This window comes from Candidatus Nitrospira allomarina (genome assembly GCF_032050975.1).
GTDB classification, from domain to species: Bacteria; Nitrospirota; Nitrospiria; order Nitrospirales; family UBA8639; genus Nitrospira_E; species Nitrospira_E allomarina.
Genome location: NZ_CP116967.1, coordinates 4,079,473 through 4,099,731 on the forward strand (window position 1 = coordinate 4,079,473; position 20,259 = coordinate 4,099,731).

Genomic DNA, 20,259 nt, shown 5'->3' on the forward strand with positions numbered 1-20,259 from the left:
TCAAAGGAGGTATACTGTATACATAAGCCGAGGAATCATCCCCACTGATGCACACCACTCTTCGCATACGCCGATTTAATCCGGAACACGATCGTCCCTCCTCGTACTATCAGGAATATGATCTGGAAATGGATCCTTCCGACAGTGTCCTCGATGGACTCATTAAAATTCGAGAAACCATCGATGATTCCTTAACACTTCGTTGTTCCTGTCGCGGAGCTATTTGCGGGTCCTGCGGCATGCGCATTAACGGGCACGCCACACTAGCCTGCAAAACCAAGATGATTTCGGTCGCCTCGGAAGGAGGGACGATCCAGGTTGAACCCATGAATAACATGCCGGTCATTAAAGATCTGGTCACGGATATGGCGCCATTCTGGTCAAAGATTCGACAGATCCAGCCGTGGCTCCAACCGGAAGGGCCGCTTCCCGCCGCTGAATACACTGCCTCTCCGGAGTCCATGAGCCACCTTTCCGGGGTCATGAGCTGTATTATGTGTGGCGCCTGCGTCTCCGACTGCACGGTGTTGGATGTCGATAAGACGTTTGTCGGGCCTGCAGCACTGGCAAAAGCCTATCGGTTTGTCGCTGACCCGCGGGATGCGGCTACCTCCCAACGACTGAATTCCCTTAATCAGGCGGGGGGCATGTGGGATTGCACCCGATGCATGGAATGTATTCAGGTCTGCCCCAAAGGGGTAGGCCCAATGGACCGAATCATGGCGTTGCGGGCAAAAGGTCTGGCAGAAAAAGTTCCTGCCACCTGTGGCTCCCGACATGCCGAAGTCTTTTCGGACATCATCAAACACAAAGGAATTCTTGACGAACCGATGCTGGCGATCAGAACCTTCGGCCTTAAAAATATTAGCCGATTACTCGGTATGATCCCAATGGTTGTTCAATCGGTCCTCAAAGGCAAAGTCCCCCTCTCGGGTCCACTTCACCGCCCGATTCCTGGAATCCAACATATCCAACGGCTCTTTAAACAGGTCAGGATTAAACGATGACATCTGCCAAAACCATCTTATGTAGTTCTGGGAACAAACCTTTCCTCCCTGATATCGCGAGAAAAACGCAAGGAGGACAGCGATGAAATATGCCTTTTTCCCCGGTTGCGTTTCAAAGGGTGCCTGCCCGGAATTATACCAATCCGTCATGCAAGTCTATCCCAAATTGGGAATCGAACTTGCGGAAATGACGACCGCCTCTTGTACCGGTGCGGGTGTGTTGCAGGAAAAAGACCTGCGGCTTGGCGATGCGCTGAATGCCCGCACCTTTGCGCTGGCCGAACAACAAGGCCTCCCCATCATGACCATCTGTAGTACCTGCCAAGGGGTGATGAGCCAAGCCAACCATCGTCTCACGACTCAACCACATTATCTTCAGGAAATTAACGACTTCCTCCGGGACGAAGGATTAACCTATCGCGGAACCACCACGATCAAACATTTTTTGTGGATTCTCCTGGAAGACGTGGGGGAGGACACTTTGCGACGCCACATTACCCGTCCCTTATCGGGGCTTCGTGCCGCGCCGTTTTATGGATGCTATATTCAACGGCCGACCAATGCGCTGGAATTCGACCGGCATCCTGATCGGGGAAAGTCCCTTGAACGGATCATCGAAATATTAGGAGCGGAGGTCGTGGACTTTCCCGGGAAAACCCGATGTTGCGGGTTTCCCATTTTGACCATTAATGAAAAAAACTCGCTCACGATGGTCGCCACGCATACGCGGGATGCCAAATCACACGGAGCCGATATTATGGTTACCCCCTGTCCGCTCTGCCATCTCAACCTCGACGGCATGCAGACCAAAGCCGCCAACCAGGAACAGACTTCTATCGATCTCCCGATTCTCCATCTTCCGCAACTACTGGGCCTTGCCATGGGGTTGGATGCCAAGAGCCTCGGATTACAACGAAACCTTATTTCTCCTGAATCGGCTCTGGCCAAAATTGGTGTCGGCGGATAACCACAGTCTTCCTGATAAGAAGAGAGGTCTGTCATGTTAGAACGGCGCCTCATCGAAGCTTAACGCAATGGCGTAAATACCGAATTGGGGAACCCAATGCCCGTGCTTTCGGTAATCATCCCGCCAATATTGGGGCATGTGCATATGTGTCGCAATATGGTTCACGTACAGATCGCGGAAGACCGGATCCTTCGTATGCTGATACACGGTCCACAGGCCCCAGCTCCGGCTGAAGTTCAGGCCTGCTGAATGAACCGTGGGGAAAGAAGTCAGAGGGGAAAGACGTCCGATATCCTGGATGTGAGCTGCCAGCCATTTCCCAGAGTCTTCAGGTGGAAGGATCGTGAGCAGTGCCCGGCATCGCTGAAGCGCCGCTGGAAAAAATTCATCCGTAACCTGGTCAAGGGAAGGAGGACATTCCTGATTAAGCGGCAACAGGCGAATCCGCGTAAAATTTGCCAGTTCTTTCAGCAAATCAGAATCCTGCTTCCATTTTCCCCAATGCCAGAGATTTACCAGCGGCCAGGAAAGATTCCCGTATTCGCAACGTTGCACATGATTCGCAAGATCCTCATCCGACAAAGAAAAGAGCCAGCGTCCCACACGCAATGCGATCTCCGTGGCCAACGGTTGGAGCTCATTTTTCCCACAGCCGTGTTCACGCTCCTGCGCGAGCTTGAGAAACCATGCAAAACCATAGGGCAACTCATGATCCAAATCGCCTCGTTTGAGCGCAGCTAATTCGCCTTCCAGGCAATCAGGTGCCAGCGCAGCATCCACAACCCTGACCCACCGAGGTTCACTCGTCAGCCGCGAAGCCGTCAATAACGCGTAGGCGCCATGAACACTGGAATGCCAATCGATACACCCACAAAAGGTCGGATGAGTCGTATCCCGCCGGAGAAAACTCTGTTCCACCGTCTCAGCCAATGCCCTCACATAGTCCAGCCGGGCCCCGCAAAATACCTCCCACGACGGATAGTGTTGATCGGGTTGTGCATCCACCATTGAGCCCCTTCCCTCCTTAAATGGTAACCTACATCACACCATCATGGCTCAGCTAGAGAGTCCTGTTCCTTTTAAGGCTTCGTTTATCGCTTGCCAAATTTTGAATACGCAAACTCTTCGTAAATCTGCTACACTCCTTGACGTTCAGATACCTCATGTTCACAGACAAAGGCGTTTCACATGAATTTTGATCCAGCTATCGCTGCCCTGCACGCCCTTCAACAAGCGGAAGAGCAAGGAGAACTTGGCGGTCTTGAATCGGACATTTTAGAAGCCGAGGCGATATTTTCCACCGATCAAGGACCACAAGCCAAGCGAGCGTTTGATACCCTTCAGGAATTGGGAGCACAGCTTTCACAGGCTCGACACCTGCAGGAGTTCCTCATTTACATTACCTGGCAGCAAGTCACCGAAGGCCCCCTGCCCCGATATTTTCAACTTGGGCTGGACCTCTGCGATCGATTCCTCGATCGATTCGGGAAGCAAATTGAAGGCACTCCCTCACATCAACACGTGGTCGCCATCCGGGAATCGTTTCAGGGCGGATTAGGCATCGAGGAAGAGGATCTCATGCCGGAACATGACGAGGATGCGTTTCTGGGCGGTGATTGACCTTGAGACATCCCCTGCGCACTCGCCGCTGTCTTCGAGAATAATCAGGCCTTCTTCCGGTGCGTCCGATCGAGTGAATGAACTTCGCCGGAAAACACGTGCCGTCTTTCCTTTCTCCATCTCTCCTTCATCCTTGCCTCACCAACTTCCCATTTTGTACAGTTCCCTGAAATCCGTTCCCCCATAAATATTCCAACGTATTGTTTCCCTCTGCGCATGTCCCCAACTAATCGAACTTCGGCCCGCAAAACCAGATGGCCCATTCCGATGGAAGTCAAGACCAGCGTCATTGAGGGTCGCGGCCTATACACCAAAGTGCCATTGCGACCCAGACAAAAAATTGGAGAGTATGAAGGGGAACGCATTTCGCAAAGAGAAGGACGAAGGCGCGCGAAAATCCAAAAGTGGATTGCCATTGTCGAGGTGAATAATGGGAAGTCGATCGATGGGGCAGAAGAGACAACAGGATTCCGGTTCATCAACCATTCCTGCACACCCAATACCTTTATGCGCATAATAGGTGAACGGGCTGAGTTTTATGCCTTACACCCGATCAAGGCCGGAACCGAACTCACGCTTGACTATGGCGACTCACACCATAACGGGGAACTGGCCTGTACCTGTGGAAGCCGAAAATGTCGAAAATTTCTTTAGAAAAGCTGAAACGCTTTTATTTCACATACCTGCCACTGGGTCGCCTCGACCAGTGCTGTTCAGCCCAGGATCTTCGGGATGGAGTTTTTCGCAATCCATAACCCATCGTCCATCCTTTCATCCACATCCTGGACCACTTCCGCATTTTACCTGTGCTTGAATCCAAATCTCTGGCGGGTCCTATGTCTCACTGGAATCTCATGAACCACACCGACAACCATGGTCCCTGACAATTCTTTTACGCGAGGCCTCACAGGCCTTTTTTCTAAAATTTTCGGATGCGTGCTCGTCGGGCTGCTGCTGTCCAAAAGGATTCAGGGTAGTTGAGCGGAATCTGGTCCCCTCACAACCGATTCTTCGCAATCCCCTTTGACCCAACTCCAAAGACTTCTGGCCGAAGGCAGTCAGAATTCTTCAGACCCGGCCATGCTCTTACAATTAGCCGACCTGTATCTGAAAATTGGACAGGAAATCTATCAGGACGAGGACGGAAACGTCAGGCATTGGATGAAGGAACATCGGGATACTGGCAATACAATCATCAGGAAGCCCAAATCCTTCTTGACGCCCTTCCCAATCTTCGTCGGCCGAGCATGGCTCCATGACGCCTCACCGCTGCACTATCAGCGAAGATTCCCGAGGACTTTTCATCTTTTTTCCCCACAACCCCGAACAGTAAAGAGTCCGCACTTTCTCCTCGGACAGCTGCAATCCTGAAGGCATTTTAACCTTCTTCATAATTTTCATTTTCATACAAAACTTTTTCATTTCTACCATCGTACGTTCGATGTCTGATTATTCATAAATAATGACATTTTTCCTCGATTCCTTCCGTTTTCCAATCTGGCGTAATTTGTGCTGAACCCGTCCATACCAGAAGCCATTGAAAAAGGACCAGCTTCTAAGCCGATTGTGTGCCTACATTTTCAATCCTCACCATGCTGTATTTATCTTCTGTCGTCTGTGGATCAATTTATGCGGTGCTCTGTTTGGCGAATGTCATTGGTTTGCCCTTCAGGACTCCTATCACCAGACGGCACATCTTTTCTGAATGGCCTTCCGTGAGCATGCTCTAGCCCATCTGTCGGTCTACATTGTGGTGGGATCCTTCCTAATTGACATCACTTATAGCCATCGGTGGGACTCGCACGATATTCCCCGCTTCAGACCTTTATGGCCTGAGGTGATTATGAGCAATTTTGAACAGACTAAACCCGGTCTTTTGATCATACTGAAATGAACATGTGGGCTTTCTGGATGAGATCCACATTGGATCCTCTCATGCAGAAGGCCATCAAGAGTCCGCTGATAGAACAAGCCATGACGGAGGATGCTGAGCCATACACATCATTTATTACGGCGAAAACCTGTTCCGACAAGGCTACAATCGATTTTCCCGCATTGTTTTTCCGCTTTCGTCGGATAAAGAAATGAAACCGCAAAAGCGAATCCATGCGGGGGCTCTAAGAACACAATATATTCTAAGTTTCGACGGCCGAACAAAAATGGGGTGACTACACACCGGCCATTGTTTCCGGCCCAAGCAGAAGATAGCGGGAGATCAGCTTTTCTCAAGAGCCAGTTAGCACGAAAGGCCCGGAATCAACATCCGGTCATCTTTCGGAATAGGAATTATGAATCGTTTTCTTTGCCCACATAACCGTTTCCGGCTTTTCAAGTATCCCCGGTCGCTCGCTTATCTATTGGGCTGCTGGTGGGTGATTCTTGTCGGCATCCAACAAGCCGAACGCTGGTTTCTCTTTCCTCACGTCATTGCCAAAGAACCACCGACCATCAGTCTCTTGGGCAAGACTCTCCTCGTGGGAGCCCTCAGTGACGGCGTGACAGCAAGTGCGGGAATCCTTCTGGCTATGATCCTCGCCCTGGCTGGCATACCGGTAGGCGTGTTTCTGGAAAGACCTCCTGGCTTGAAACGTTTGATCTCCGTCTATCGACGGACCCTTCAGTGGGCTCTCATACTGATAGGTGTACTGTTCTTGATGAGCGTTATGGTGGACATTTCATACTATCGTCTGTTTCACCATCACCTGGATTTTCCATTCTTTGAATACGTGGATGAAGCCTTCCAAGCCAGCCGCCATCACACGGAATCTCAGGGCTCCAACCAAACCATCGCAGAATTGGCTGAAGCCGGGAATTGGCTCAGGTATCTCATCACATATTTCATGCTCCTCGCTTTGACCATTCTGACAGGAGTCTGGGGCATGAATCGCCTCTGGTCTCATTCGATATTCGCCTACGCACACACCACTCACTTTCAGTTCCGGGCAATCCTGTTTGCCGTTCCATTTGCCCTTGGAGCTGCCGCATGGAGTCCCTTGCTTCCAGAGGCCTTGACCCTGCAAATTGAAAGTACGGCCTATCATAGCTTAGCTCAAAATCCAATCCTTTCTGCCTCTCGCCCGCTTCAAGAGTACATCCGATCCAAAGGAATGTGGGCACCGGCGCAGCTTTCCCGACCCATGAGTGCGCACAAGGCATTAACCGTCACCCATCAGATTCTCGCTCCATCGGCACGATGGCCATCCCTTCAATATCCCCTGATCAAAGAACAATCTACCATCCCGTCATTCATGCTTCCCTCACGAGTGAATATCCTCGTACTGTTGGTGGAAGGCCTGGATCGACGTTATCTTGGAAAAATCCTATCCCTTTCGAATCCGGCAGAGAAGGGGACGAACCTTCCCTCAAGAATCTCTCTCACTCCCTTTCTTGATTCCCTGCGGCAAGACAGTGTGTACTTTGAACATTTTTTCAGCAATGGGGTGCAAACCACCAGGGGCCTCCTGGCCACCCTATGCTCAGTGTTTCCGAGGCAGGGAACCGCCGTCATCAAGACTCGCAACACGCATGAGTATCTTTGCTTTCCCTCTGTGTTAAAGAAGGCCGGGTATCGGACAGAAATGATGATGGGCATCGATAGCGATATTCCAGGTTCACGTGCATTTTTAGCCAGAAATGGATTCGAGCAGATCTCCGGTGGTCAGGACTTTCCCGCGGGGCTGAAGCGAATGGGCATTGGCCTCACGGACGGCGCATTGCTTGATGTCCTGTACCAACGAATCGCCGAATTGCAGCAGCAGCCAGCCCCCTATTTCCTTGCTGCCCTCACAACCGGGACTCATCATCCTTTTACGATTCCCTTGCGGCACCCTGAAGTTCGGGCATTAACAGATCAGCCCGATCCCTATCTGGCGGCTCTTCGGCATTTTGATCTTGAATTTTCGCGGGTGTTTACCCATCTCAAACGTGACGGACTGTTGACCAACACCATACTTTTCGTCCTGGGAGACCATGGCCGACATGAATCTGTAGGCTTCACGGAAGGCGAACGCGTGGCAGGACATTTTTCGACCCCTCTGTTCATCTGGATGGATGAGGCACTCAGAACACAACTCCAGATCATGCCCCACACCGTGACAACCGTTGGTAGTCAGGTAGATATCGCACCGACGATATTGTCCCTCACTGGTCTGACCCCGAACCGCACCCCTTTTATGGGAAGGGATTTAACTTGCCTCCTTATCAGGAACTGTTTGTCGGATAACCTGGCGTACCTCAGCAATATGTATGATGATGCGATTGGAATAGCCGATCATCAAGGGATCTGGTGGTATGCATTTGATACGGGATTGCTCAACCATACCGATCTGGATCTGCAGACACCTGTCACGCACCCCTCCCTTGATGAAATGGATGCGGCGCACGCTTACCGTTCCATGATCGGTCTCTACCTCACCGCCAATACTCTCATCGAACACAATCGGATCTGGTCGTGGGGGAAATTCAACTCATCCTTCACCCCACCCGGAGCCTTGATTGCCGAATCTACAACTCGCATCCCTGATTTGACTCGTGGTGAACCCCATTCTCTTCAATCTGAATGAACATCATGACTATTCATCCGAAAACCATGAACCATGCGCCGACAATTTTCCGGGTCTTTCAACAAGATCGTTACCTTCGTGATTTTTGTGATGTGCGGAGCGGGTGTTTACCCAGAAACCTCCCTGGGGCAAAACGCTCCTGATCCCGACCGGGCCTCTCAAAAGCGGCAGGAACGATTCAAGCACGACCCGGATTTTCCCGTACAGGGTACGGAAGGACAAAGAGGGGAAGCGAAACAGGAAAAAGCCAAAGAGGAAGCGATCAGGTCTCTTGCGACCAAGGGAAAATTTACGGTGTTTCCCGTCCCGGCTTTCGCCTACAGCCGCAATGAAGGGGCCTATTACGGATTTCTCGTCCCGATGCTCCGATCAAATGCGAACGGCCATTTAGAAGACATTATTGCTCCCCAATATTTGCATAATAAGTATATCGGTGAAACATTGACCTTGAACTACTATGGATATCCTTCTGATACCACGCAATACAGTGCGATCCTGTCCTACTCCACCAAAGTTCAGCGTGATATCGATCTGTCTTACAAAAATGTTGGGGCAGGAGGGGGGCGTTATATCCTGGCGGGACGGGCCTCCTGGTTTAAAAATCCCTTCAGACGATTTTTCGGAATCGGAAGTCAAACGAATGAATCCGATGAAACCTCTTATACGTCAAAGGAAATTCTGGTGGATCTCACTGCCGGGATCCATTTGGCTCAGGATATCGCCCTAATGTGGAGTGAGCGGTACCACCAGGTACGCGTCGACGACGGAATCATCAATACGCTGCCAGACATTCAAGAGGATTTCCCAAACAGTAACGGCATTGGCGGAGCAGATATTCTGGGACATAAACTGACTTTTCGTTATGACACAAGGGACCGCCAATTAATCTCCACGCAGGGAACCTATTTGAACGTGTCCGTCGAATGGAATCAGAATTTCAAACAACAACCTGTGACGGACTGGTGGCGAACCACCATTGATGCCCGCCATCTTGTCCCACATTTCCATAACCGTCTGGTTTTTGTATCCCATTTGTACGCAGACACTGTTAATGGGGGAACACCGCCCTTTTATGAACGCCCAACCTTGGGAGGAGAGGATTCCCTTCGAGCCTTCGGAAGGAGCCGATTCATCGATTCCACCGCCCTGGTAATCAATCTGGAGGAACGGGTGCTGATTCGACAACAAAAAATCTTCGGATATCTTCTGGACTTCCAAGTTGCGCCATTCATCGATATCGGTCGAGTAGGATCCCATTTTATCAGCAACACCATCCTCCATCCTCAGGTCAATCCTGGGATAGGATTCCGATTCCTAGCCCGCCCCCATATCGTGGGTCGGGTTGATGTGGCGTATGGGAAGGATGGAGTCAATGTGTATGCCGGATTGGATTATCCCTTTTAAGGTGGTCAATGCTTTCTTGAGCGATTGGGCATGAATAGACATCCAGCCACAGGACCCATCATGAACAGATACGTCTATCGCCTTGCCTACCTGTTCATGGCCTTAATTTTTTCGGGATGCTCCTTGTCGTATTTTAACGCTGCCACCAACGGCGACACGGAAAAAGTGTTGGCCCTCCTCAAGGATGGTATCGATGTCAACACCACCTTTCCCATTGTTAGGACCCACGCACTTATGGTCGCGGCCGCATTCGGTCATGTGGACACGGTCAGCGCACTTATTGAAAGGGGAGCTGACGTCAACGCGAAGGATTTGACAGGGTGGACTCCCCTGCATGCCGCAGCATTTAAAGGCAACATGCAAATCGTTCGCCTCCTCCTTGAAAAAGGCGCGGTCGCTGAGCCATCTACCTGGTTTTTGGAAAGTCCGTGGGTCATGGCGGAGGAATTGGGATATACGGCAATCATTCCTCTATTGAAACAAGCTGAATGGCAAACGGTAGCAAGCCGCCATCCCCTGCCCTGCATACCCCAGGATTTCGTCACAAATAACGCTCTCATATCCGCATCTTCTCAACACGTCTGTTAATCATCATTGGAAACCCACCACACAACTTCTTTCGGATCTGATATACTGGATAGTTTTCCCATAACCGTTCACCCTGTGTATCATTTCTTAATCTAGGAGGTAGGTATGAAGCATTCACTCGAACACCAGATTACCCAAGCCGGTCAACAACCATGGCTGTGCCGACTAATGATCGCCGGATTGTTCAGCAGCGCGTTGATTTTTGGTGCCGGAGCAGCCTGGGCAGATGGAGACGGGCATGGTTACGGACATGATCCAAAATCCATGCTGGAGAAACTCACGCAGAAGCTGTCGCTCACGCAGGAGCAACAGGACAAAATCCTTCCCATCATTGAGGAAAAGCACCAGAAGATGGAAGGGCTTCACCAACAAATGAAAGAGATGCGCCAACAGGCCATGGGAAAAATTGAGGCCGAACTGACGCCGGAACAACAAGCGAAATGGAAAGAAATGCAAGAAGAACGGCAGGAAAAGATGAAGGAATACAAAGAAAAGCATGGCAAGGATTGTGACAAAAAAGGCAAGCACGGCAAGGGCGAAAAGCACGATTAAGCCTTAATTGAGAATGGAGGGCGGATCTATTCACTAACCGGTGCATATCCGTCCCTCCGTCCCTATCCCTTCGGCATGCTTCTGCTTCCCATCCTTCCTCGCAAAATTAACCGCAGACCATAAACTGTCTCTCCTTTAGACGATTCCCCCGATAATAAAAGGTGTACCCCTCTGTTATCCCCACCACTATCCATCCGTAAAAGAGAGGGGCTCAAATGAAGAAATAAGGCCAAGCATGTCTGACAAGGCAGAAAAAAATTCCCAATGGCTCTTCTCAATTTCCCAATAGAGGCCATTATTGTTAGGGTATGACTTTCCAAACAGGATTTATTCGACAGCACAGGGAGATTAAGGCATGCTTGAGGTGGTAGAGATTCGGGTCAGCTATCGATATGTGAAAGAGCATCCCTGGGTGGTACAGGGCATCACGGGGTTTCTTTCTGCCTATTTCATGGAAAAACCAGGATTTACTCTAAAACGACACTTTGAAGAATTGGAAACCGGTATGCACGTCTGGTTGTGTGATGTTCCTCCCAAGATGAAAGTCCCCACGCTCCTAAGGCGGCTAAAGGATGACATTCCTCCCTGCCAATATACACAGTTCGAAACGAGTCCCCCGGCGCCCCCGCGTTTTCTCATCGATTCACTGGAACCGGAATCCGCCTCTTCCTCTTCCACTCCAAACGAAGATTTCAAAGCAACTGAGGACGGAAAAACAACAGGGTAACCACACGGAAAGCGCCACGAGGTGAGCTGAAATTCATGCTCGCTAGGCTGAGCATCCTAGAGGGGTTGATTGGGATCGATGCACAAAACCGATCGAAGAAGGTGGACCCGTTCGGCCAGCTGTTCAGCGGAAAGCCGGACAGGCTCATGCGGCACACACCACACCGGTTTCAACGGATCGGGATCGGTCTTGAGCCTTGGAATCAGATGCCAGTGAATGTGAGGCACCTGATTCCCGAGCAGTTCATAGTTGATCTTCTTGGCATCAAATACCTGTCTCAGTATCTGCGCCACGTGGGTGACTTCCTCCATCAACATCCCGCGCGCAACTTCGGATAAATCAAACAGTTCGGAAGCATGGTCTTTCAACACCAATACGGTCCAGCCCGAAAAAAACTGGTCCTCAAACACAAACGCTCTGGTCAGGCCACAATCGACAAGAAAATGATCCTTGAACGGCCATGCTCCAACACATATCTTACAAGATGGGTCAGTCACGGCAACAGAAAAAACGAGGGGATTAAGAATTCACCAATAGAGAGAAAAGATATCAGGGACACCACACGGAAAAGACAAAGCCGATTGAACCCATGACACCTTCTGTTATTCTGGGACAACATACCGCACATTCCCTTCATCTTGAAAGGCTACATCCTGCATCATATGGTGTTTGAAAGTACGGAGAATATATGAAAAAATGACCGAGGAAGCGAATGGTCCATCCACTGTCCGGAGTTGTCACCCATCCGCCATCAGCCTTAGGGTTGGCATACCCTTGCCACTTCCATATTTGGAGAAGGAATTTATATGATAATAGAACCTCATAACTTGTCTAGAAGAACCCTGTTAAAGCGGGGTATGGGCCTCTTCGGCTTGTTAGCTGGAGGCTTTATTAGCTCATCCAGCCTTGCAGAAATTCTCAAGGAACCAACTCCACGTCAATCCCTGGGGCCATTTTTCCCCGACGAGGGAGACCCGATAGATGCCATTCGCGAAAATCACGGGATCGGCATTCCCATAAGTCAGGCGAACGATCAGGATCTCACGTTTGTCAAAGGCCGCAGGGGAAAAGCCAAGGGACAGGTCATCTATCTGAGAGGAAAAGTCCTGAGCGCAAAAACCGGAAAGGCGATTCCTCGCACTGCGATCATCATGTGGAGTGCTTCAGCCTCCGGCCGGTATAACCACAAAGAGGATGACAGTATGTTGAAATTTCCCCATCCCACGACCGGAGAAATCATTCACCGCACCTACGACGGATATTTTCAATACTGGGGACGAGCAGTCACCAATGAGCAGGGAGACTATTGGTTCAAAACCATTGTTCCCGGCTTTTACCCCATTGACCTGGAAGCCGGACTGTACCGCCCTTCCCACCTGCACTTTCAACTGTTCCCTCCAGAGCATCCGAAACTGGTCACACAGCTCTATTTCCGGGGCGACCAAATCCCCAATAATGAACTGAACCAGAAATTACTGCCAATGGATGTGGTCATTCTGGATGCCGGGCTCACCACAATCGATTTAGAAAGGGTAATTGTGGACTATGCACCGGATGCATCGGGAGAGGTATCAGATGGCTTGATCGGTCACTACGATTTTCTGGTGCCAGACTAGAAGAACCAGGGTTTTTCTGAAATGGCTTTTTAGCGCAAGACCGGCTAGATCCGGTCGGGAAAGTTAGAAATAATTCCATCAACCCCCAATCCCTTCATCCGTGCAATTTCCTCAGGCTCGTCAATTGTATAGACAAACACCTTGATATCTTTCGCCTGAAGCGCCTGCACCAGCGCAGGCGTCACAACATTCAACGCCAATCCCGCATGAGTTGCTTGAGCTTCGATGGCAAAGGCCGTTGAATGTATGGGCGCGTCCTCGATTAGCGCCAACGTGAGAGCATCTCCCATTAATCTTCTCACCGTCAGCAATTCCTCATGAAAAAACGAGGCATAAATCACTGTCCCATGAAAGTCAGTTGCCTCCACTTTCGCACAAACATCCGCGGCGATTCCCTTCACTTTCAGCTCAATCATGGCACCGGCCCGTCCACTGAGACAGACGAGGGCTTCTTCCAGAAGAGGAACCCTCTCGTCCCCTCCCACATCCAATTCCCGAAGTACGCTTCGCGATAACTCCTCAATTTTTCCCTCCCCGTTTGTCGTCCGGTCAACCGAATCATCATGAAGGAGCACCAGGGCTCCATCTCCCGATCGCCGGATATCAAACTCGACCATATCGACACCATATTTGATCGCGAGCTCCAGAGCAGCCAGCGTATTCTCAGGCGCATGGCCCGACGCACCTCGATGTCCGATCCGAAGAGGCATTCGAATGTGATCCCTTTCTTGGGTCATAAGCGGATCATTTGGAGGTGTTGAAGGAACTGTATCCCGCAGCTTGCTGAGCTATGACCATGGAAGTGCCCATGCTGAAATTGACGCTGTCCCCACCAACCCACCATGCCACCTTTTTACACTTTCGTTACTAGTATGATCCATACTTATCTCCTATCTACTTTCTTAGTTTGATCATCTGTATCAGTTTGTAATGACATTACCAGCTCCTGGTGAAAATCGTTTCAGAACTTGGACAGTAAATTGGACTGGCGGGGCGCTTATTTCAGTTTCGCCGCGAGTCATACCTTTCATCTTAATGGATTTCTCCGCACCGACAACTGAGAAATTTGGCCAAAAAAAGGCAAAAACCTCAAACAAGTGTATGCCGAACTTTCTGGCGATCCTTCGCTTAACCTTAACTTAAATGAACTTGTATTAGGATCTGCGATGATTTGGAAAGGGTTTTTGAATCATGCCGATAAAGGTACCAGAAAATCGACAAAGGAAACCTCGTCTGAAAAGATGAGGGCGCAAAGTTACCGGCCTAAGGGGTGAAATGCTTTATGGCAGCGGGATTGCCGAAAAGTTCGAGAAAACGCATGGTAACATCTACCATATGTCTTTTCTTCTGCCCGTAGCCAGCGTTCCTGGCGCGCCTGTCGAGCATCCTTTCCCCTTTTGGCTTTCTCAAATGAATCCAGGACTTTGCGCCGAGGAAAGTTCACGGCCGTCTTCTCATTCGCCCGGGACATTCGGCCGGTGGAGCACGATGCATAAGGGGAGCGGTTCGTGCAAGTCAGCAATGATATTTTCGCAACTGGGTTTTCTCCTATTTCTTTGGCGCATGTGTCGATTCGAACGCATGCCATTTCACAAGCGCCACCTCCCTCTGTCGCTGCGACCGAAACCGAGGACGAACTTCGCTTACTTCGACAACACGTTCTCTCTTTGAGGAGAGCTTTGAACTCCTTTAAGAATCCCTTTCCGTTAATCCACCGGGCACGAGTAGGCGGCGAACAAGCTCAGGCAGCCACCACAAGTTCTTCCGCCGACCTGGGGTTGGGGTCCACGCCTGCCACCGCAACAATCCGCCAATCGACGGAAGAAGTGAATACCACCCCGACCTCTTTTTCTCCCTTTGGCCCCACATTTACCGGTAGTTCAACCAGTACGGCTACTCTCAGTGGTGTGTATGATGGCGATAATGGCAACGATACTTTAACGTTTCAGGTCACCAATGGGGGCATTGTAGGAGTTTCTCCCGTCCTTGGCCTTGAGGTACGCAATAGCCAAGCGCAGTTGGTGGAAACCATTAGCCTGACTCTCTACCAACCCGATGATCCCTACACGTTGCAAAATGGGCTGGTGCTTAGCCTGGGATCAGGATCCCTCACTCAAAATGATACATTTACGGTAGCCGTCTCGAATTCGGTGGGAAGTGCGGTGAATCCCGACAAGCCTTTTAATGGAACGAGAAACGACAATCCCAACCTGGAGGAAGGGCTTGGGGTGTCTCCCGGCTCATTTCAGGTGAACGGGACGACCATTGATGTTTTTGCCGACGACACCATCAACACGGTGCTAACCCGGATCAATCAGTCGGCTGCCGGAGTAACGGCGACGTTTGACAGTGACAACGAGACGGTCGTCCTGACTCACAACACCCTAGGAGCCTCCCCGACCATTGCGCTGGGAAGTGATACGTCGGGATTTCTGGCTGCAACCAAACTCACCGGATCTTCCTCGGTTCAGGGACAAGATGAAATACCGGACGAAGAAAAACCGTTAGGGACCCTCTCCCAGTTTTCCTCGGTGCAAACAGGGTCGGTCTTACTCAATGGTGTCGCGATTTCAATCGATGTGCTTTCAGATTCTTTACAGGATGTGTTGACCAGGATCACCGCCTCTGCCGCAGGCGTCACCGCTACGTTGAATGCATCTGGGCAGCGGATCATCCTCACTTCCCAGGATGCGAACCAATCCCTGGAGGTCAACAGCAACGGCACAGGATTTTTTGCCGCGGTTGGCATTTCTGAAGGTACCTACGATCCAACCGTGGGAACCACAGCTTTCATTAAATCCCGACAAGGACTCTCCCCTTTCCAAGCCAAAGAAATAGCCGACACCCTTCAAAAGGTCGCCAATTCCATCAACACCATTTTTCAAATTCAAAAAGATAAAAAAGTACTTGGACCCTCCTTCGCCAATATTCAATCAAACCTTAAAACCGCCGTCTCCGATTCCTTCCATTCGGAAGGCCCACGTTTTAAAAGTCAGGCCGGGATTAACTTCAACTTTGGAAAAGGTGCCAAACAAGTGCTTGAGTTGTCGTTGTCTGGATTCTCCAGGAAGCTTCTCGTGGCCAAGCTAGAACGAAATCCGTCGTTGGCTAATGATCTCCTATTTGGCCGTTCATCATCCAATAAAAAGGGACTCGTCGATAACCTTCTTGCGGTAGCGACCCAGACGGCCAAAGACCTTAATGCCAAACTGGGCTCAACGGGTGTTTTTGTGAATGTGCTCGTCTAAAATTATAGTGAATTCTTCCTCGTGGAGGGCAAGAAGGAATAAGAGACTCGTTGCCCTCTCCCATCGCTGTGCTTTCCGGGTGTATAATGAAGTGTGAGGCTTAGGCTTTGGTCTTTGAGATGATCTAGAGTAATCAAGGACGAAAACAACGAGAAGGCAAACTCTAAAATCCGGCAACAACGATGGGAGCAACAGAAAAATGATTGTGGGAAAAATCTCTTGTGTGTTTAAGCCACATATTGGAGGGACGGTCCTTTTTTTATGATGAGCATGGCTTTGATTGTGCCTTTTACGTCAGCAGCAACTCCTACATTTCGAATTATCCTTAACACTTTTTCCCCGTATTATTCCCCAAAATTTGTTGAAGTTGCCGCCGGCACTCCAATTTCGTGGGAAAATCCAACGGCCGATATTCATTCCATTACCCACGATGGGTGTATAAGCGGTGGCCGATGTAAGTTTGATTCCGGACCTATTGGGCCCAATCGAACTTTCACGGTCAATCATTTATCTCCAGGTTATTATCCCTACCACTGTTTATTTCATCCCATCATGCGAGGAACCTTAGTGGTGCTAGAATCCACTAGCCCCAGAGAAACCTGATCCGGCGTTTTTCGCCAATTATGCTTTGAATTTTTCCCGCGCCTGCGATTCTTTTTTGACCGTGTTCATACCAATGTGTCACCCCTCGGTTAGCAACTATAAATAATAGATGGTTCTTCTGGAATTAGCCGTGAGTAAGGATAATACCGAGGGCGACCACAACACCGCCCCCCATGGCTGCCAGACTGTAAGGACGATCTTCCCGTTCGGCTAAGGGCAGAAGATGCGTGGCTCCCACATACACAAACGCCCCGGCTGAAATCGCCAGCATCGCGCCCAGGACGGTCTCATTGATCTGATGGATCATGGGAATGGCCAACAATGTTCCAATCGGTGTGGTCAGGGCCGCAGCCAGAAAGGCAAACAGCCATGACTTTTGTGGAGTGAACCCGCTACGAAGTAACAATACATAGGTGACAATCCCTTCAGGAAACTCATGCAAGACCATACCAATCCCCGCTAACGTTCCGGTTAAGACGCTGACGCTAAACGTGATGGCATACACGACCCCATCCAAGGTCGAATGCAGGCCGATACCGAGCAAGGGAATTAGTCCAATGGCTGTGTCGGGAGTGCTATCGCAGACATAGGCATGAATGAACCGGTTGATTAAATGAAAGGCCAGATAGCCTGCCAACAAATACACGGGCGCCTGCTCATTCATGTGGAAGGCATGAGGAATAATATGGAGAAAGGCTACTGAGATCAGCACACCTGCTGCGAAACAGGAAAAATACGTGGCATTGTATTGCCCCCATGTTCCAAACCGGCGAATGACATAGAGGCCTGTGGTGGTGACTCCGGCCGCGAGGAGACTGGCCAGGATGGCATAACCGTAATGGGCATTCGTCATGAATTCGGGTCGCTTCTGGAATGGTTGTGAAAAGATACCTGCCAACACCCAGCAGGCATGATAAATTAAGGCAAGAATTCTAGTCGTTACCCGGAAGAGAAACAATAATTATTGCACAAATTTGCATTAATCCTGCAAACGAAAGACTTGATGGCATTTCACGCAAGCATGGATGGTCTGCTCGAGATAAGGGAGGATCTGCTTGAGGTCCTTGGTCGGGATCACTGCGCCCAGCTCTTCCGCAGCTTGATGATGGGCCATCGCCAACTCATGGTATTCCGGCGGGAAAATGGCACCTTGCTCACGTTGCATGGCCACATGGTGTTTCGGAAAGCCCAGTTCCTCATTTGTCAGGGTAGACGCCCCGGCAAAATCTTCTCGCCCTAATGCGCCAACGATGTCATCAATGGCTTGGAGATGCTCTCGCATGGTCAATTTCAGCCCCTCTTTTGCAGCCGGAGGGAGATCCAACGTCATGAGCTTCTTTCCCGACATCTTCGGCATAGCAGGTTCCCCTGTGTGTGAGATATGGTGATCCATCTCGGAACTTGAAAGACCAACGCTCACGCCCCAGAGCACCATGATGACTATTCCAGCGCAGACATTCAGCCGCTCTAAGATTCTATCCCTTTTCATATATTGGCACTCTCAGTGGATCGAAACCTTTCGATTGAACGAAGTGATGGGGCGAGTTCTGCTTCATGCTTTCTCCCCATCCAGGCCTCCATATTGATAGCCAGTTTAATCATGAATGGGGTTTTATTGTTGCGATTCTAAGGCTTATTTCAGGAGAGAGTTCATTATCCTGCCAACCATTTTTTACGGTTTCAAGGAACGGAGGTAGGCAAAGAGATCACTGAATTGATCTTCCTTCATCGCTTCCTTAAAACCCGCCATAGCTGTGCCTGATCTTCCATTCATGATCACCTAAGTTCGGAGTCTGACTTGGACTGAGTTTCCTCACTGGTCAAATTGGCGGGAGGAGGGTTTAAGTATCCACCCAATTCTCCATCACCTTTCCCGTTTAACCCATGACATGACTGCAGGATGCCGATTCAACGTTTTGCCTTTTTCGGTGTCCCGCCTTCGGCGACAGCAAGACCGGCCATCATGATTCCTATTACGACCCTACCAGCAGGATGAAACGATCATTTTTCTGGTTTCCAGATTTCACCCTCTCTACCCCCTGATCATCTCTTATTCCCCTCCTCTAGAATCCGTGTCATAGGTGTGACCGCATACGTTTTCTGTCTATTAGCGATACATCATCATGTCCCGACCTGAGTGCCGTCCGCCTCCCTGACGACCTCCACCTCCGCCATGGGATCCTCCAGAAAAACTTTGTTCATACTGCATCACGGTCCAAATCTCTTCATCCGATAACATCCCACCAAAGGGAATCATCCCGGTCCCCGGGGATCCATATTTGATCACCCAAAAAATCTCTCCTTCAGACCGATGTCTCCAAAATCCATGTGACCGGAATACACGAGGCGGTGGGTTGAGAGTCGAAGCCCCCGGGCCATCGCCGCGTCCACTCACCCCATGACAATTGACGCATGTGCCCTTGCCCTCATAGATCATCTTGCCTTTTTCGACGGTTTCCGGTGAGGGCGGCAACGGGCTCTGCAAGGCTCTGGCTTCATCCAGCTTGTCGGCGGGGACACGGGACATCATCATCTGTTGATGCCCATGTTGTTGTGCCAACAGCGGCGATCCACTCACCGCCAGCGCCAAAATAAGTCCACTTGTCCACTGAAATATCTGTCTCATCACTCCTCCTTGCGTCTTCCCTTCATTGAATGCTTGCAGTCCCATCATGGGATATGACCACTTCATTTCCTTGAACTAGGCGTCACGCCAAAGACGTTCCACTTACATTGAGGTTACCGGCTCAATAATTCCACAGGCATCGCGAGCCCCACCGGCACATCCAGGATTGAGTTCGCTATCCTGATCGCAATAAAGATCTTCATTGGTGTGGATGATGAATGAACTGCCATCTTCATCAAACAGGCTTAACCGGCCATCCGATAACGCAACCCTGGTGGTTACCGCATGCAGTTTCCCCACCCCGTTGACTACCGTGATATTGACCAAATCCCCCATGTGGAAGGGATGATTGAAGTCCGGCGCGTCAGGTGTGGACTTGCCAAAAGGCCCGGGATCATGATGGCCTTTCGCAGCCCCACACGGCTGACAACTGGCAACCTCATGAATATGAACCGCATGCTTCCCATCCGTTAATCCCTTCACCTCCATCTGGACATACAGTTTTTTGACGCCTTCTTCAGATTCAAATTCTTTGAGAGTGGCGGTTCCCGTAATGGCCGGATCCGTGCATCCTTGAATGGTCGCCTTGGCGGTTTTAGAAATTTCGTGGTTTCCGTAATGACTACATCCCCCAACTACCGCCAACAGAAAAGCCGCAAACCCGACCATCCGACTTGTTCTGAATTGTTGTTCCCGCATGATGTCCCTCCAATGTATTTATGAATAAGATCTGTAGATG

At 50.2% G+C, this 20,259-nt stretch carries 18 protein-coding genes and 1 riboswitch; of the genes, 11 read left to right on the forward strand and 7 right to left on the reverse strand.

What is annotated here, in order from left to right:
• The first annotated feature begins 47 nt into the window (after positions 1-47).
• Both PP769_RS17855 and PP769_RS17860 read left to right on the forward strand, forming a co-directional pair.
• Positions 48-1,007, forward strand: a complete 960-nt coding sequence (locus PP769_RS17855; RefSeq protein WP_312642781.1) for a succinate dehydrogenase/fumarate reductase iron-sulfur subunit — start codon at positions 48-50, stop codon at positions 1,005-1,007.
• 82 nt (positions 1,008-1,089) lie between these two features.
• On the forward strand, positions 1,090-1,974 hold the full coding sequence (locus tag PP769_RS17860) for a CoB--CoM heterodisulfide reductase iron-sulfur subunit B family protein (protein WP_312642783.1): 885 nt from the start codon (positions 1,090-1,092) through the stop codon (positions 1,972-1,974).
• A gap of 36 nt (positions 1,975-2,010) precedes the next feature.
• Here PP769_RS17860 and PP769_RS17865 read toward each other — a convergent pair whose 3' ends face one another.
• Positions 2,011-2,982 (reverse strand): DUF2891 family protein, encoded by a 972-nt coding sequence (locus PP769_RS17865; RefSeq protein ID WP_312642785.1) that lies wholly within the window; start codon positions 2,980-2,982, stop codon positions 2,011-2,013.
• Positions 2,983-3,162: 180 nt separating this feature from the next.
• Between PP769_RS17865 and PP769_RS17870 the strand changes: the two genes are divergently transcribed.
• From PP769_RS17870 to PP769_RS17900, 7 genes are all read left to right on the forward strand, one after another.
• A complete protein-coding gene (locus PP769_RS17870; RefSeq protein WP_312642787.1) occupies positions 3,163-3,594 on the forward strand; it encodes a hypothetical protein in 432 nt (143 codons plus the stop codon).
• 267 nt (positions 3,595-3,861) lie between these two features.
• Positions 3,862-4,248 carry an SET domain-containing protein gene (locus PP769_RS17875; protein ID WP_312642789.1) on the forward strand — a complete coding sequence of 129 codons (387 nt, stop codon included), beginning with the start codon at positions 3,862-3,864 and terminating at the stop codon, positions 4,246-4,248.
• Between the two features lie 1,634 nt (positions 4,249-5,882).
• Positions 5,883-8,156 (forward strand): LTA synthase family protein, encoded by a 2,274-nt coding sequence (locus PP769_RS17880; RefSeq protein WP_312642791.1) that lies wholly within the window; start codon positions 5,883-5,885, stop codon positions 8,154-8,156.
• Positions 8,157-8,189: 33 nt separating this feature from the next.
• Positions 8,190-9,560: a BamA/TamA family outer membrane protein gene (locus PP769_RS17885; RefSeq protein WP_312642793.1), complete on the forward strand. Its 1,371-nt coding sequence runs from the start codon at positions 8,190-8,192 to the stop codon at positions 9,558-9,560.
• Between the two features lie 30 nt (positions 9,561-9,590).
• The gene (locus PP769_RS17890) at positions 9,591-10,148 is read left to right on the forward strand and encodes an ankyrin repeat domain-containing protein (RefSeq protein WP_312642799.1); all 558 of its coding nucleotides are present in this window, start codon (positions 9,591-9,593) and stop codon (positions 10,146-10,148) included.
• A gap of 105 nt (positions 10,149-10,253) precedes the next feature.
• On the forward strand, positions 10,254-10,700 hold the full coding sequence (locus tag PP769_RS17895) for a Spy/CpxP family protein refolding chaperone (RefSeq protein ID WP_312642801.1): 447 nt from the start codon (positions 10,254-10,256) through the stop codon (positions 10,698-10,700).
• A gap of 355 nt (positions 10,701-11,055) precedes the next feature.
• Positions 11,056-11,427, forward strand: coding sequence for a hypothetical protein (locus PP769_RS17900; RefSeq protein ID WP_312642803.1), 372 nt, complete (start codon positions 11,056-11,058; stop codon positions 11,425-11,427).
• A gap of 56 nt (positions 11,428-11,483) precedes the next feature.
• Here the strand turns inward: PP769_RS17900 and PP769_RS17905 are convergent, their stop codons facing one another.
• On the reverse strand, positions 11,484-11,924 hold the full coding sequence (locus PP769_RS17905) for an HIT family protein (RefSeq protein WP_376753386.1): 441 nt from the start codon (positions 11,922-11,924) through the stop codon (positions 11,484-11,486).
• A 309-nt stretch (positions 11,925-12,233) separates the two neighbouring features.
• Between PP769_RS17905 and PP769_RS17910 the strand changes: the two genes are divergently transcribed.
• Positions 12,234-13,043: a dioxygenase family protein gene (locus PP769_RS17910; protein WP_312642807.1), complete on the forward strand. Its 810-nt coding sequence runs from the start codon at positions 12,234-12,236 to the stop codon at positions 13,041-13,043.
• A gap of 44 nt (positions 13,044-13,087) precedes the next feature.
• Here PP769_RS17910 and PP769_RS17915 read toward each other — a convergent pair whose 3' ends face one another.
• Positions 13,088-13,780 carry a glycerophosphodiester phosphodiesterase gene (locus PP769_RS17915; RefSeq protein WP_312642809.1) on the reverse strand — a complete coding sequence of 231 codons (693 nt, stop codon included), beginning with the start codon at positions 13,778-13,780 and terminating at the stop codon, positions 13,088-13,090.
• A 475-nt stretch (positions 13,781-14,255) separates the two neighbouring features.
• Positions 14,256-14,345: riboswitch (cyclic di-GMP riboswitch) on the forward strand.
• 206 nt (positions 14,346-14,551) lie between these two features.
• Here PP769_RS17915 and PP769_RS17920 point away from each other — a divergent pair.
• Complete coding sequence (locus PP769_RS17920; RefSeq protein ID WP_312642811.1) at positions 14,552-16,291, forward strand: hypothetical protein; 1,740 nt, start codon at positions 14,552-14,554, stop codon at positions 16,289-16,291.
• Between the two features lie 727 nt (positions 16,292-17,018).
• Here the strand turns inward: PP769_RS17920 and PP769_RS17925 are convergent.
• The 4 genes from PP769_RS17925 to PP769_RS17940 all read right to left on the reverse strand — a co-directional run bounded on the left by PP769_RS17925 (position 17,019) and on the right by PP769_RS17940 (position 20,219).
• Positions 17,019-17,747: a ZIP family metal transporter gene (locus PP769_RS17925; RefSeq protein WP_312642813.1), complete on the reverse strand. Its 729-nt coding sequence runs from the start codon at positions 17,745-17,747 to the stop codon at positions 17,019-17,021.
• Positions 17,748-17,873: 126 nt separating this feature from the next.
• Positions 17,874-18,251 (reverse strand): hypothetical protein, encoded by a 378-nt coding sequence (locus PP769_RS17930; RefSeq protein ID WP_312642815.1) that lies wholly within the window; start codon positions 18,249-18,251, stop codon positions 17,874-17,876.
• Between the two features lie 750 nt (positions 18,252-19,001).
• A complete protein-coding gene (locus PP769_RS17935) occupies positions 19,002-19,520 on the reverse strand; it encodes a c-type cytochrome (RefSeq protein WP_312642818.1) in 519 nt (172 codons plus the stop codon).
• Between the two features lie 102 nt (positions 19,521-19,622).
• Positions 19,623-20,219 (reverse strand): superoxide dismutase family protein, encoded by a 597-nt coding sequence (locus PP769_RS17940; RefSeq protein ID WP_312642820.1) that lies wholly within the window; start codon positions 20,217-20,219, stop codon positions 19,623-19,625.
• Positions 20,220-20,259: the final 40 nt, after the last annotated feature.